Source organism: Clostridium thermarum (assembly GCF_006351925.1).
Taxonomy (GTDB): Bacteria; Bacillota; Clostridia; order Clostridiales; family Clostridiaceae; genus Clostridium_AU; species Clostridium_AU thermarum.
In genome coordinates this window covers 172,697-187,780 of record NZ_CP040924.1, presented here as the reverse complement: position 1 = coordinate 187,780, position 15,084 = coordinate 172,697, and the positions used below count along the sequence as shown (strand labels likewise).

The 15,084-nt window shown below is 39.7% G+C and carries 12 protein-coding genes and 1 pseudogene; 3 read left to right on the top strand and 10 right to left on the bottom strand.

What is annotated here, in order from left to right; translation table 11 throughout:
- Positions 1-127: 127 nt before the first annotated feature.
- A complete protein-coding gene (locus FHY60_RS00840; RefSeq protein WP_139902260.1) occupies positions 128-784 on the top strand; it encodes a hypothetical protein in 657 nt (218 codons plus the stop codon).
- 355 nt (positions 785-1,139) lie between these two features.
- On the opposite strand, the gene FHY60_RS00835 is transcribed toward FHY60_RS00840, so the two are convergent.
- The 3 genes from FHY60_RS00835 to FHY60_RS18175 form a co-directional block, all read right to left on the bottom strand.
- A complete protein-coding gene (locus FHY60_RS00835) occupies positions 1,140-1,484 on the bottom strand; it encodes a hypothetical protein (protein WP_139902258.1) in 345 nt (114 codons plus the stop codon).
- The gene (locus FHY60_RS17665; RefSeq protein ID WP_163216091.1) at positions 1,453-1,974 is read right to left on the bottom strand and encodes a hypothetical protein; all 522 of its coding nucleotides are present in this window, start codon (positions 1,972-1,974) and stop codon (positions 1,453-1,455) included. The genes FHY60_RS00835 and FHY60_RS17665 overlap by 32 nt, the downstream gene beginning before the upstream one ends.
- 424 nt (positions 1,975-2,398) lie before the next feature.
- Positions 2,399-2,536 (bottom strand): hypothetical protein, encoded by a 138-nt coding sequence (locus tag FHY60_RS18175; protein WP_243122303.1) that lies wholly within the window; start codon positions 2,534-2,536, stop codon positions 2,399-2,401.
- Positions 2,537-3,551: 1,015 nt separating this feature from the next.
- Between FHY60_RS18175 and FHY60_RS18170 the strand changes: the two genes are divergently transcribed.
- Positions 3,552-3,785: a hypothetical protein gene (locus FHY60_RS18170; RefSeq protein ID WP_243122302.1), complete on the top strand. Its 234-nt coding sequence runs from the start codon at positions 3,552-3,554 to the stop codon at positions 3,783-3,785.
- A 707-nt stretch (positions 3,786-4,492) separates the two neighbouring features.
- Here FHY60_RS18170 and FHY60_RS00820 read toward each other — a convergent pair.
- Positions 4,493-5,636, bottom strand: a pseudogene (locus FHY60_RS00820) (IS3 family transposase).
- 94 nt (positions 5,637-5,730) lie between these two features.
- Positions 5,731-5,895 carry a hypothetical protein gene (locus tag FHY60_RS17655; RefSeq protein ID WP_163216097.1) on the bottom strand — a complete coding sequence of 55 codons (165 nt, stop codon included), beginning with the start codon at positions 5,893-5,895 and terminating at the stop codon, positions 5,731-5,733.
- A gap of 535 nt (positions 5,896-6,430) precedes the next feature.
- On the opposite strand from FHY60_RS17655, the gene FHY60_RS18385 reads away from it, so the two are divergent.
- Entirely contained in the window at positions 6,431-7,936 is a 1,506-nt protein-coding gene (locus FHY60_RS18385) for a hypothetical protein (protein ID WP_139902255.1), read from the top strand.
- Between the two features lie 263 nt (positions 7,937-8,199).
- On the opposite strand, the gene FHY60_RS00810 is transcribed toward FHY60_RS18385, so the two are convergent.
- Genes FHY60_RS00810 through FHY60_RS00790 form a run of 5 tightly spaced genes read right to left on the bottom strand, consistent with a single transcriptional unit; the run spans position 8,200 to position 15,027 of the window.
- Positions 8,200-9,744, bottom strand: coding sequence for a glycosyltransferase (locus FHY60_RS00810; RefSeq protein WP_139902253.1), 1,545 nt, complete (start codon positions 9,742-9,744; stop codon positions 8,200-8,202).
- A gap of 22 nt (positions 9,745-9,766) precedes the next feature.
- Positions 9,767-10,861 (bottom strand): DegT/DnrJ/EryC1/StrS family aminotransferase, encoded by a 1,095-nt coding sequence (locus FHY60_RS00805; RefSeq protein ID WP_139902251.1) that lies wholly within the window; start codon positions 10,859-10,861, stop codon positions 9,767-9,769.
- 12 nt (positions 10,862-10,873) lie between these two features.
- The gene (locus FHY60_RS00800; protein WP_139902249.1) at positions 10,874-11,281 is read right to left on the bottom strand and encodes a sugar 3,4-ketoisomerase; all 408 of its coding nucleotides are present in this window, start codon (positions 11,279-11,281) and stop codon (positions 10,874-10,876) included.
- A 48-nt stretch (positions 11,282-11,329) separates the two neighbouring features.
- Positions 11,330-13,414 carry a glycosyltransferase gene (locus tag FHY60_RS00795; RefSeq protein WP_139902247.1) on the bottom strand — a complete coding sequence of 695 codons (2,085 nt, stop codon included), beginning with the start codon at positions 13,412-13,414 and terminating at the stop codon, positions 11,330-11,332.
- Positions 13,415-13,419: 5 nt separating this feature from the next.
- The gene (locus FHY60_RS00790) at positions 13,420-15,027 is read right to left on the bottom strand and encodes a glycosyltransferase family 2 protein (protein ID WP_139902246.1); all 1,608 of its coding nucleotides are present in this window, start codon (positions 15,025-15,027) and stop codon (positions 13,420-13,422) included.
- Positions 15,028-15,084 lie beyond the last annotated feature (57 nt).

Genomic DNA, 15,084 nt, shown 5'->3' with positions numbered 1-15,084 from the left:
CTGACTCGTCATAAGTAATCCACACTATAAAATATGCAACCTTCAGCTAATAAGTTCAAGTTTATGAATAATATGGAATTTTAATTAATATATATAATGAGAAGTACTTATAACGAGGTTGTTAGTAGTGTTACGTAATTTTATAAGTGTAACAGGGATCACACCGGAAAGTAAACTTCCAAAAGAGATTAAAGGAGAGTTACTCCAGCATTCAGATATAGACTATATATTTATTCCGGGCAGCAAACCTAAAGCAAAGGAAGTGACCCACGTAGGAATACAGGTTGAAATAAAAGATCAGAGAATAATTAAAGCTCCTACTGGTACTATTGTCATTGTGGATGGAGTGAAAAAACTCAAGTTATCTTACGTACCCTTAGGTCATTCCAAAAGAAACATCCAATTGGAACTTGAGCTCCCATATAATACTTTTATTGAACTTCCCGAAGGTGTAGAAAAACTAAAGGGTATTGATCTGTATGTAGCAGACGCCTGCTTTGAGCTGGTAGAAGGACGAAAGATTTATAGTTATGTATTTTATATGCTAAATATAGATTTTCTTAACATAACAACCTTAGATGCCCCCGAAGAAGAGGAACCTATGGAAGAAACTACTGCTAAAGAGGAAGGTGAGGTACCTGAGAGGGAAGAATATAAGGAAAATAATGCTCCCGGTGAACCCCTTTTAAGCCAGTTAAGAAAGGCCTTATCCCCTTACATTGGAGATGACTTTGAAGACCAAGAAAGTGATGTAAAAGTTGAAGATGAACCTGATAACAGTTAAAGTAGGGGGTATATAACTCCCTATTTTATTCCCTTCATCTCTATTGCAGTAATTGCTAATTCAAGATACTTTGAATGTTCAAAGGTAGACACAATACACATATGATTATCTCCAATACACTTATTATCTGGCATTTTGAACCCATCACTTTGGTAATCTCTTTTTAAAAACTTAGCCTGTTCCCAGTCATATAATACATTGATTCATAGTAATTGCCCCTAATCTTTAGCATTCATATCTAATATTTTAACCATAACTTCAATCTATATGCCTTTAAGACTTATACACTAAAAGCTCAGAACCGTAGCTCTGAGCTTTCTATAATAAAATTTGCTGTTATAAAATGCTACTATTATTATCTCTCATCATGTTCTTCTTCATCGTGCTTTCGTACTGGTCTCTCCGGTCTGTAGAAGAATACCTTTAGTACATACTCCTTAAATGGCTCTACACCGAATAAAAATTGGCCACATTCATCTGTAAAAGTAAATGTAACCGGTATTAATTCACAGTCATTATGACGGTTTTTTACAAAGAGTTTTACCAATGCATCTTCTACAGGCCTTCCATTTGGAAGTAATACAACTCCGTGAATTGCTGACCTATATTCTTTTTCCAATACAATTTCCAAGTCCTTTTCTTCATTTGGGTATACTCTATTGCGTCCATCAAGATCTATTCTCTTTAATTTGTATCCCATTATCTTCACCTCCTTTACTTATGTAAGAAGGAGGTGTAACCATAATTTTCAACTCCACAACATTGCTTCCCTGTAGTTTTATTACTTGGTCGTCAAAGCTAACTTCTTTATCTTCAGCAACGCTCTCAATATCGATACTGGCTATATTTACTTCTTCAATTTCCTCTTCTTTAGTTTTCTCTTCTTCCAAATGTTCTTCCTGCTGTATCTTTTCTTCTTCTTTTTCTGTGTCCAAATTATTATTTTTATCAGAAGTATTATTTTGTGAACATATTTCCTTTAAAAAATCTAATATTATCCTAATTTCTTCTTTATTCTTATCAGGATCTGAATAATATTTAATAACAGCATCTGCTACTTCATAGGGACAGGTTTTAAAAACCTCATGAACCTTTATTATATGCTTTCCTTGGGGCTTACCCATTACTTTATCCTTCAAGTATTCAATCTTTATATTTCCTTTGAAGCACAATTCCTCCAACCAGCTCATATTTTCTAAATCCTCCGTAAAACCACTGTAAACTCTCTTATATTAAACATACTATGCCTGTAAGCTTCATAACGTACAATATTTTTATTGATTAAATTTTACTTATTTTTGCATTAAAAAACAATTTATTACATTTCCATCCATCAGGACTTTTTTACAGCAACTTTATACACAAGTATCCCAGTATTTTCATATTATAGTATTGACCTATGGTTTTTTATTATACTAATGAAAGGAGAAATAACATGTCTAGATATCCAGATTATAACAGAGATAATGAGAGAATAAGTGATCGTTGTACAACATGGTCTGATGATTACAGTAATTATAACCCCATACCAAGCCGTCCAGAACGATCGGATAGACCGTGCCCACCATGGAATGATCACTTTGAACATGATAAACACTGCCATCCAAGATGCTGTTATGGGGCTACCGGTGCTACAGGCGCCACTGGTGCTACTGGTGCTACCGGCGCCACTGGTGCTACTGGTGCTACTGGCGCCACTGGTGCTACCGGTGCCACTGGTGCTACCGGTGCCACTGGTGCTACTGGTGCCACTGGTGCCACTGGACCAGCCGGAGGCCCTCAGGGACCTCAAGGTGAACAAGGTCCTCAAGGCCCTCAGGGTGATCAAGGTGTCCAGGGTACTGTAGGCCCGCAAGGTCCTCAGGGTAACCAGGGTGATCAGGGTGCAGTAGGCCCGCAAGGTCCTCAGGGTAACCAAGGTGATCAGGGTCCCGTAGGCCCGCAAGGTCCTCAGGGTAACCAGGGTGATCAGGGTGCAGTAGGTGCTCAAGGTCCTCAGGGTAACCAGGGTGATCAAGGTGTCCAGGGTACTGTAGGCCCGCAAGGTCCTCAGGGCAACCAGGGTGATCAGGGTGCAGTAGGTCCCCAAGGTCCCCAGGGCAACCAAGGTGATCAAGGTGTCCAGGGTACTGTAGGCCCGCAAGGTCCTCAGGGTAACCAGGGTGATCAGGGTGCAGTAGGTGCTCAAGGTCCTCAGGGTAACCAAGGCGATCAAGGTGCAGTAGGCCCCCAAGGTCCCCAGGGCAACCAAGGTGATCAGGGTCCCGTAGGCCCGCAAGGCCCTCAGGGTAACCAGGGTGATCAGGGTGCAGTAGGTGCTCAAGGTCCTCAGGGTAACCAAGGCGATCAAGGTGCAGTAGGCCCCCAAGGTCCCCAGGGCAACCAAGGTGATCAGGGTCCCGTAGGCCCGCAAGGCCCTCAGGGTAACCAGGGTGATCAGGGTGCAGTAGGTGCTCAAGGTCCTCAGGGTAACCAAGGCGATCAAGGTGCAGTAGGCCCCCAAGGTCCCCAGGGCAACCAAGGTGATCAAGGTGCAGTAGGTCCCCAAGGTCCCCAGGGTAACCAGGGTGATCAGGGTGCAGTAGGTGCTCAAGGTGCTCAGGGCCTTGCCGTTTCAGCTATATACTTTGCTACAATTGATACCATTACCCTTTCAGAATTCGTTGGTTTGGGTACCGCCTCTAACCTTTTTACAGACAATTGTGTAGTTATCCCCCGAAATGCAACTATTACAAATATAGCCTTAAATACAAAAAATAACACTCTAATGAATGGTCAGGTAGTTACCGCAACTGTCTTTACAAGTAATAATTGTGGTGCTACCGCTACTCCTTCAAATGTTATTGCCACATTAACCTTTGATGCTGCCAATCCAACTTGTTTCGCAACAGGAACCGGTTCAGTTTCCGTATCTCCCGGTGATCTTGTATCAGTACAAGTTAGCACGACAAACATGCTGAATAGTGGTATTGCAGTTACTATTTTTATGGTTTGTTCTTAATTATATAAAAGTTGTTTTGCTTCTATACCACTCAGAGTGCCGGCATATACGGCACTCTATTATGTGGGAGCATATCATCAGAAATTTATGTAGAAATCCCCCAGTATAATGTTGTAAATATTAATTACATTATGCTGAGGGATTTTCTATTAATATTATTTATCACGAGTATAAGAAATATCACTAGCGTTTAATCATTATAAATAATTCCCATTGACTTTTCCAATCTCATGCTACTAACGCAGCAAATTTTACAGAGTAAAATTGTTTCATGAAAAAAAATAGACTACACCAATTTTAAATAAAATACATTGGATATTATGGATAATCATATAATGCACCAGTAGGTTTAAATAGTATCTTCCATGAAAATGTGGCTTTATCATAAGTCTCCAAGAAGTTAGATCTAATTGCTCTTATCATTTAAATAAATCCATAACCCTTAGAAACTAATGGATCTATAATTTTTAACATTACATAAGTCATGATACCTGTAATTATTTGAATCATCACTGCATTCAAGGTATGACCTAGCATATCCTTGAATTTTAGTTTTTCCTTAATCCATTTGAAAAAGAGTTTAATTTCCCAGGTTTTTTTTATAAAGCCATGCTATTTCTTCACTAAGTAAGTCTTCAATATTTGTTATACAAAAACAAGTTCTTTTGGACCTATGTCAATATGGTAGACACAAAAACTCGAATTTTTTATGCTGATTTTTTAGCCCTATCCTCGCATTGCTGAGGGGTAATATACCCTATGCTGGTATGGATTCTCTTTCTGTTATACCATGATTCTATATATTCAAATATTGCCAGCCTTGCAGCATTAAAATCATAGTAGGTTACTAGGTTAACTTCTTCTTTTTTTAGGGCAGCATGAAAAGACTCAATACAGGCATTGTCATAGAAATTTCCCTTGGAACTGAATGAGTGAATGAATTTAATTTCTGATATATATTCTGCAAATTTAGAGCTTGTATACTGTGATCCTAAATCACTGTGTAATATAACCTGTTTACCTGGTTTGTGACATTCATAGGCGTTCTTTACAGCTCTAATTGCCAAATCAGTATCTATAACCTTATGAAAGGCCTAGCCTATAATTTTTCTACTATGAAGGCCCATCACAGAAGCAAGGTAGCACCATCCATCTTACAAAGTATGAATATATGTAATATCAGTAACGCATTTTTCATTTATTGTAGTTGTGGAAAAATCTCTTTTTAAGATGTTTTCCCTTTCTTCTACCTTGGTTTTAGATGGATAGGGTTTGTACTTATTACAAACTATTTACTTTATACCCAAATCATTCATGAACCTTTGAACTCTCTTTAGACTTAAAGATTCCCCTTTATTTATTGATATTTTATGGATCTTGGGAGCTCCATAACGTTTTTTATTATCATTATATATTTTAAGAATTTCTTCTTTTAATCTTTTATTCTGAAAACTTCTTTTACTTTCAACTTGGTTAAGGCCTTTGTAATAAAAGCTTCTTGAAACTTTTAGCAGTTCACACATTAGCTTAACATCATGTTTGTCCTTATTATCATATATGAATTTAAAAATAGAATCTACTTTTTCCCGAATATGGCCATGGCTTTTTTTTTAGTATTTCATTTTCCTCCTTAATTCTATCTATCTCCTGCTTTAATCCTTTATATTCTTTCATAGTTACAATTTCACCTTCATCAATAACAACATGCCTGGAGTTTTTTATCCAACCGTTAATAGTAGATTTTGAAATGCCATATTCGCTGCTTAACTCTGCTAAACTTTTTCCTGAATTATATAGCTCTACTATTATATTTTTAAATTCATCGGTATATTTTCTTTGATTTCTTGCCATTTTGTAGACACATTCTCTCTCTAATTTTATTTTAATTTGTTCGAGTTATTGTGTCTACAAAACTATACTAACACCAAATAGCATATATTAGTTTTTATAGACATACTGATAATACAACCTCTTTCTTCCTGTAAAAAGCACAATACATAGCATATCTTATACAGGTTTCCAGAGAATCATTTAACTCCATCGGCCACCATCTAACTGCCCACATAGGTGCCTTTGCAGCAAAAACTCCACATCCGTGGATATGCAGCAAACGATTACAGCCTCCATGTGCTTAAAGTTTATTTCAATCCCCTTTTGAAGAGTTTCATATAATTTGTTGTGCACTTTTATTGATCAAGAATAGGGAATAGGAATCAATATTGAGGTTCCTGAAATATCTTCATTAACTGTGTAAACAGTCTTTAGAGCCGGATCCACCACACTTCTATTCAATATGCTGCTATAAGCTTTTTGATAGCTTATTCCCAGTTATTTTATTCTGGCATCAATTCTCTAAAGTATATGAAAAGTCCGGAGTAACTACATATCTTGTTCAGAGGAAAGACCGAACCACATATCATAATCACTTGTCCCTTTAGATAAAATTCCATCAAAATAAAATACTGTAACAGTAGAGCAGCACAGTAACATATCCTGTGTATAATTAACACTCTACATAATATTAAATTTATAATTCGACTGCCCATATCATCATCCAACAAATCTGGTACCTATTATCAAATATCTTCATACTATAATATAGCAACTGATTATTTCTACTATAGATTAAATAAAGAGGTGATACTATGCCAAAATATTCTCATAATGACAGAGAAATTGACAGAAGACGTGACCAGTGTACGACATGGTCAGATGATAATAGTAATTGTGATCTTCCTGGAAGACATAGATGTGATGCCCACTGTGATCACGATAAATGCTGCTGTCCTAAGTGTCCAACTGGAGCTACTGGAGCTACTGGTGCCACTGGTGCTACTGGTGCTACCGGCGCTACTGGTGCTACTGGTGCTACAGGCGCCACAGGCGCCACTGGTGCTACCGGTGCCACTGGTGCTACTGGTGCCACTGGTGCCACTGGACCAGCCGGAGGCCCTCAGGGACCTCAAGGTGAACAAGGTCCTCAAGGCCCTCAGGGTAACCAAGGTGACCAAGGTGCTGTAGGTCCTCAAGGTCCTCAGGGTAACCAAGGCGATCAAGGTGCTGTAGGCCCTCAAGGCCCTCAGGGTAACCAGGGCGACCAGGGTGCTCAAGGCCCTCAAGGCCCTCAGGGTAACCAAGGCGACCAGGGTGCTGTAGGTACTCAAGGTCCTCAGGGTAACCAAGGCGACCAGGGTGCTCAAGGCCCTCAAGGCCCTCAGGGTAACCAAGGTGACCAGGGTGCTGTAGGTACTCAAGGTCCTCAGGGTAACCAAGGCGACCAGGGTGCTCAAGGCCCTCAAGGCCCTCAGGGTAACCAGGGTGACCAGGGTGCTGTAGGTCCTCAAGGTCCTCAGGGTAACCAAGGCGACCAGGGTGCTCAAGGCCCTCAGGGTAACCAGGGTGTCCAGGGTTCCGTAGGCCCTCAAGGTCCTCAGGGTAACCAGGGTGTCCAGGGTGCTGTAGGTACTCAAGGCCCTCAGGGCAACCAAGGTGATCAAGGTGCTCAAGGCGTACAGGGCGACCAGGGCGCTCAGGGTAACCAGGGTGTCCAGGGTTCCGTAGGCCCTCAAGGTCCTCAGGGCAACCAAGGTGATCAAGGTGCTCAAGGCGTACAGGGCGACCAGGGTGCTCAGGGTAACCAGGGTGTCCAGGGTTCCGTAGGTCCTCAAGGTCCTCAGGGTAACCAAGGTGACCAGGGTGCTCAAGGCCCTCAAGGAACACCTGGTGGAATATTAAACTTTGCAGATTTCTTTGCATTGATGCCTCCTGATAATGCATCTACAGTTGCTCCCAATACAGACGTAAGCTTTCCCCAGGATGGACCTACTAGCGGAGTTAATATTGCTCGTACTGGTCCTAGCTCATTCAACTTGTCTGCAATTGGAACTTATCAAGTCTTATTTCAGGTAAGTGTGTCTGAAGCAGGCCAACTGATTTTAACTCTCAATGGTAATGATCTAGCCTACACGGTGGCTGGTCGAGCAACAGGTACTTCTCAGATAATAGGAATGGCTCTTGTACAGACTACATCTGTCAATTCAATACTCACAGTAAGAAATCCTGCTGGCAATTCGACTGCCCTAACCATAACACCTTTGGCTGGCGGAACAAGGCCTGTTTCAGCACATCTTGTTATAATGCAAATTGCATAGAGGTAACGCAAACATGAAAACTGAAGCTTTCTAAAATATAGAAAAGAGATTTATGTATCTGAAATGGAAAGAGTATAAAATGTGAATTTACCCCAAAAAAATGCTAACAAAACGTGTTTGTTAGCAACTTTCCCTCAACCCATTATTTTTAGCAAAGGGTTGAGGTTTTTTCAATTCAATAAAAACCATTTTCCACTGAGACAATGGTTTAAGGCATCCTTTTACAAATATATCCCGTTGCAGTTACGTAAATCTAATCAAAATTATTCTTCTAAGGATTCTGGTAATACAACCTCTTTCTTTCTGTAAGAAGCACAGTACTTAGCATATCTTATGCAGGTTTCCAGAGAATCCTTGGGCTCCATTGGCCACCATCTAATTGCTCCCATAGGTGCCTTTGCAGCAAATAGCTCCACATCCGTGGGTATACGGCCAACAATTACTACCTCTATATGCTTAAAGTCTGTTTCAAGTCCCTTTTGAAGAGTCTCATATAATTTCGTGTACTCTTTTGTTGGACAGGAATAGGGGATAGGAAACAATATTGAGGTCCCTGTGGTATCTTCATTGACTATGTGGGCAGTCTTGCGGGCAGGGTCTGCCACACTTCTATCCCATATACGGCTATAAGCCTTTTGATAGCTTACCCCCAGTTCTCTTATCCTGGTATCAATTCTCTTGAAGTAATAATCGTATAGTTCCTTCACCAAGATCTGAATCTGCCTATTCCTGTGAAAGGTGGAATTATCTCCGTTCTGGTTTCTATATTGTATATACAGTAAATGTGGAATTGCTACATATCTGGTGTGAAGGAAAGACCTGACCAGCATATCGTAGTCATCTGCAACCAATAGTTCTTCCCGATGGCCGCCTATCAGATGATAAAAGTCCCTGGTCCATGCTCGGGGATGGTTTGGTAAACCAATCAGGTGCCTTATTGTATTACCATTCATAGTCGTATGTTTTTGAACATTCTGCCACCTGTTCATCTCATGAACCCACACTCTGTAATACAGGCTGTAACCATATCCAACGTCCCGTCCGTACCAATGGTCAGCGTTACTGCCTACATATACCTCCGCACAGTCTCCATAGACAAAACCACAGTCCGGGTTTTCCCGGAAGGCTTTGACGATTTTTTCTAAACAATCAGAAGTAAGTTCATCGTCATGGTCTAGTTCCACCAGGATCTGTCCGGTACATAAACCCGCTGCATATCTCTTGATGGCACCTATATAACCGTTGCAGCCATCCTGCCGGTATCTTCTCACCCTTGGGTCCTCCAGGGGCAGGAGATCCTGCTTATAGGTCATATCATCATCGCCGGAGTCGTCTACTATTACCCATTCCCAATTGGTATAAGTCTGCTTCAATAGTGACTTATAAGGTCGCAGAATCTTGTCCCTGCTCCTGTAGGCTGCAGTGAATACAGACACCAGAGGGGTGTCCGATATAAATCTTGTGTTTTGTATATCTTTATTCTCCGGAAGAGGCTCTGTACAGTGAAGCCAGCAGTAGAACAAGCTGGAGGGATTAATATCCCCTGCCGAATTGTAATGCAGCCACCTTTTCCTCTCATGCAGAGGTAAGGCATACAGGCTTTTGAATTCTTCCATTTGCGGCCCCAAAGAAACATAGATTCGGGGATATTTTGGCCCTGTATTTACCAGCGCATCTTCTGGCCCATACAGCCTTACTGTTATTCCTCCTTCCTCTAAGTTCTTGACAACTTCCTCTAGCCCCTGTCCGGAGCACTTTTTAGAAATAAATAAATGGGCTGTTAATAAGGGAGTAGTATATGCTGACATTTAATTCTCCTTTCAGATATACTTACCACTGATTTATAGTGTCCACCACATAGTTGATCTCTTCCTCGCTCATTCCATACCATATAGGGATACTTAATTCAGTGTTTGCTATCTCTTCTGCTATTGGAAAATCTCCTTGTTTATATCCTAAATCCTCATAGGCCTTTTGAAGATGCATAGGTACAGGATAGTGAATTAAAGTACCTATGCCCTTACTCTTCAGGTAACTCTCAAGTTCGGCCCTGTATTCTGTTCTTACTGCAAATACATGCCATATGGATTCTTCCGCTGAATCTATATAGGGTAGAATTATCTTAGGGTTATTAATCCTATCAAGATATTGTTTAGCAATTCTTCGCCTATCATTATTCCAGCTATCAAGATACTTTAACTTTACTCTCAGGAATTCTGCCTGGACCTCGTCCAGTCTTGAGTTAACTCCTTTGTATTCATGATAGTATTTCTTGGAGGACCCATAGTTTCGGATCATTCTTACCTTTTCTGCCAAGGCACTGTCATCGGTGACAATAGCTCCGCCATCCCCTAGGGCTCCTAGATTTTTACCGGGATAAAAACTAAAGCCTGCAGCCTCTCCCAGGCTTCCGGTCTTTTTATCCTTGTACTGGGCACCATGGGCTTGAGCCCCATCCTCTATGAGCTTTAAATTGTATTTTCTGCATAAGTCCCTTATTTTGTCCACTTCTGCCGGTCTCCCGTACAAATGAACGGCAATAATTGCTTTTGTATCTTTTGTAATTGCAGCTTCAATTTTGTCTGGGTCTATATTAAAAGTTCTAATATCTGGCTCCACAAACACTACCTTTGCCCCTACATAAGATACGGCTAAGGCTGTGGCTATATAGGTATTGGAAGGCACGATTACTTCGTCTCCCTCTCCTATATCGTAGCCTCTTAGAATAAGGCTTAAGGCATCTAGTCCGTTTCCACAGCCTATACAATATTTAACCCCACAATACTCAGCAAATTCCTTCTCAAAAGCCTCTAGGGATTGGCCCAAAATAAACCAATTTTCATCGTAAACCTTCTTAAAAGCCTCAATCATTCGTTCCCTAATAGCCATATGCATAGGGTCAAAATTTAAAAATGCTACTTTCATACAAATCATCACCTAATACCTTTTATCTGCTTCCTGGAGATAAAAGTCCATATTTCTTATATAATCTTTTTCGTCATAATAGTCTGATGCAAGTACTAAAAGTACAGCCCCCTGACTAAAATCGTACATTTCCCGCCAAACATAAGGTCCAAGGTACAAGCCCACAGCTGGATTGTCTAATACAAATTCTGCTTCCTCTTTTGGATTTTTAGTTCTTATTTTTACTGAGCCATTTAGACATATTAGAACTTGATGGATCTTTCTGTGGGCGTGAAAACCTCTTGATATCCCCTGGGGTACTTCCGTAATATAATATACCCGCTTAATATCAAAGGGAATGTCTATCATTTCTTCAATGGGCACCAAACTGCCATATTTATCTTTAATGTTGGTAAATTTAAGCAAGGAACAATTGTACATTTTGACCTCCCGTAAATAATGCTAAAAATAGTTATTTCCTTTATACCGTTAACAAATATACCCCTTCCTCATCAGCAAACACCAAAACAGGTCCTGGTCCTCTACATTATTACTTATTTTCAACCACCTATTTATCCTATGTCTGCCTAAAGCCTTGTATATATTATGAATTTTCTCTTTTGTGTCTGATATATGATTCTTTATAATACTGTCAGTTATATTTTGATACTTCTTCATATTATTTTTGAGTTTATAAAGCTCTTCAATTACTCCATTTATATTGTCAAAGCTGCAGACATAAAATTCCTCATCATACTCAGTAAGGATTGGACAATAGCTATTTCTAAATTTAATTATTGGAAGCCCATACTTGCTGGCATCCAATAGAGAGGTCAAGCTTCCTATCATAAAGCAATCCAAGTAAATATCTGCTATTTGATAATATTCTTCTATCTCCGACAGCCTTCCCAAGGCTTGTATCCTGCCTCCTGTAGCAATATTGACTTCATGCCATCTTCCAGCATTGCCGGGACCTACTACCAATACACGAAGATTGTCTACTTTATCAACAATTTGTTTTACTATATCGAGATAATTATTATCATTTATACTTCTGAACTTAAAGGCACTTGCTATTGTTAACATGACAATTTCATCATCTTTGATTCCGTATTTTTTTCTGACTTCCGCCCTGTCAAAGGCTTTTTTACTTTGTAAAGGTATGGGTAGAATATAAGATTTTATTCCGCCCCGTCGTGCCAGGGTAATCTCCTGTCCCGAAGGCCTTATGTCTATTACCATGTCTGCTATACTTGCCCCAAGCCAGAAGCTATGGTCTGCATGATTCATATAAACTACCGGCGGACCTCCCTCTACTCCAAAGGCCAGTACCGGTATCGGATCATACATGTGCATATGAAGTACTACAACATCTGCCCATTCATAAGCCAACTTCCTCAGCAAGGCTGCTCTCTCAAGGTGCTTATCAGAAGTATTTATAAGTGAAAGCTTCCAGCCGCCGCTTTTTTCAATTTCTTCAATAAGCCACCTGGGGGTACTGTTTATTTGCCAAGTTGTTACTAATGAATGTATGGAGTCCCCATCACTCTTTATGCAGTTCTTTACCAGCCTTGTATGGCCTCCGATGGCATAGCCTTCACTTAAGACATGAAGTACCCTTCTATTTCCATCCTTATTGCTTTTTAAAACATAATCTTTTTGGGGTAAATTTTCAGCACAGGTTAATAGCATGCTTTCTATTTCAGGGGAGACAAAAAAACCAGGATGATGAGTTGAGGCGCTGAGTGCAAAATCAAAAGCGTATCTTGATGTGGTTTCATAGTCACCATTTTTAACGCAGTTCTTCATATTCTCCATAATGTCCTGAAGCTTTATTCTATTACCCATGAGTATTTGCATAGCTTCATACTTGTTAAAGTTAAATAAGTCCTCAGGCAACTGTTGATTCCTGCTCTGTATATGAGGATATTCCCGGATAAATCTTTTTCTGTATATTTCATAGCTGCCATTGACTTCAGATGTCCCTTCATATAAGCACCATGGTTTTTCCTGCCTTGCTACAACTACCTGTAAGCCCTTTTGGAGATACTCCATACAGTGAGAAATATCATAAAAAGCTCTGCCATCAAATATATCATCTCTCCATCTTGTATCCGCCTGGGTTGCCATCAGCAGTCCATCTATTACTTCCACATTTTCGTACTTTTCCATAATATCGTTATATTTAAGTTCTTCCACAAAGCCTTTTTCAGTAACATATAACTTTCCTACTGTACCGGGATCCTGCTGCCACATTCCATTTGCAGGCAATCTCTTGGCTCCCACTACTCCGATTAGGCCTATCTCTTTAGACATAGAAAAGATGTTTAGTATATCCTTGATGAACTTTTTATTTATAATAAAGGTACCGCTGTGCAAGTAAACCTTATACTTGGCGTCAGTCATGTCCAGTCCCTTATTATAGGCTTCTGCCAAGCTTTTTTGGGGTCTCACCACAATAACTTCTGCTTCAAAATTAGAGGGTACATCTAAATTATTGATATATAACCGGCATTCACTGCATTGTCTTTCATCAAACACAGAAATAATAAAGGCAATTTTATTTTCATTCATGAAAATCACCTCAGATAGCTTGATAGTATAGCTTCTACCTCATCCTTATTAATGACATCAGAAGCTATAATCCTGTTTATATCGTCCATACTTATCTTTTCTCTTTCATAAAGTTCTTTTATAAGCCCTAGGCTGCTGAACATATCAATATTGTGTTCTACCCTTCTTAAGGCATATTTAACTTCCACCAATATCTCCTCATGAGATAAATTATTACAATTGCTTTCGTTCTGAAGCTTTACAATAAATTCACGGGGTACAAACCGGTCTTTGCTTCCACTACCCACTAGCTTGCATATATCCTCAATAAAACTCTCATCTTCCCGGGATAACTTTTCAACCTTGTAGGTTATATAGGGCTTAAGAAAACCACACTCAGCCGAAATACTCTCTATATCCTTTATGGTAAAAGTTCTTTTGAAACTTCGGTTAAAGATTGTCTTTTGGCTATAAACATAGCTTCCCCTAAGTAAGTCTTTAAGGGTTTGGTAGTACATGGCATTTGTCACCTTGGCTATTATATAGCCTCCGGGCTTTACATACCTTTTTAGGCTCCTTAGCATTTTCCAAGGGTTTATACTCTTTTGAAGTTTTTCGCCCAAGATTATATAATCAAAAAAATCCTCCATTGCTTCTTTAAATCCCAGTGTATAATTACTTTCAAAGTCTTCAGTACTGATTGAAAAAAATCTTTCACCTATCCTGGCCTCATTTTCATTTTCTTCCAGACCATACAGGTTGGCCTCGGGATAGGTGTATTTTAACTTAAGTAATGTGGCCCCAAGCTTACAATCAAGCTGAAGAATATTCATTTTTTGATTTGACCGTTCCTTAACTTCCTTTACCATATCAGTGTCTATGAGGCTGAGTAGGTCAGGCTTTATACCCCACTTTTCTTCAAAGCTCTGCAGGTTTACCTTCAGGTCATCTTTTGAGTCTACATAGTACTCATTAAGGGTCTCATTTCCGAAATTGTGAACAAAGCTATCGTGGCAATGCATTATTTTATAGCCCTCATTGAAAATCCTCATTGAGAAGTCCCTATTACTAAAATTTGCAAGGGTAAAGCCTTCGTCCAGCAGACCAACCTTGTTAATGACCTCTCTTTTTATCAGAGTGGAAAATCCTGATAAGTAGAGCCTTTGCTCCCATCTGAGGGGATTGGAAATATTATTCTCATAAGCAAAACTGATCATTTCATCAAGGTCACTATAGCTAGCTGCTATTTCTGAATTACTGCTGCCATCATTGGTGATAGAACTTACTGCACCAATTGTTTCATCACTATTCAGGCACTTTTTTAGATTACCTAGCCATCTTGGTGTAACCTTTACGTCACTTCTAAGCAGCAAAATATCATTTTCCTTATCTGCCAGCCCTATACCAAGATTGCAGCATTTTGAGTAATTCATCTTCTCATCAATTAAAAGGTTTTTGATATCCCATTGCTGGTTAAGCCATTCTCTGGTTCCATCCCTAGAGTTATTATCCACCACAATAACTTCATATTCCCCCAGAGGTGTATAATCCCTTATACTCTCAAGACAAATATTGGTGTCTTGAAGATTATTATTGGTTACAATTACTATGGAGGTTCTTCTATTTTCCGGCATAAGTCTGCTCCTTTTGTTTTCAATAGATTCAATTACATCTTATTCATTTAGTACAAT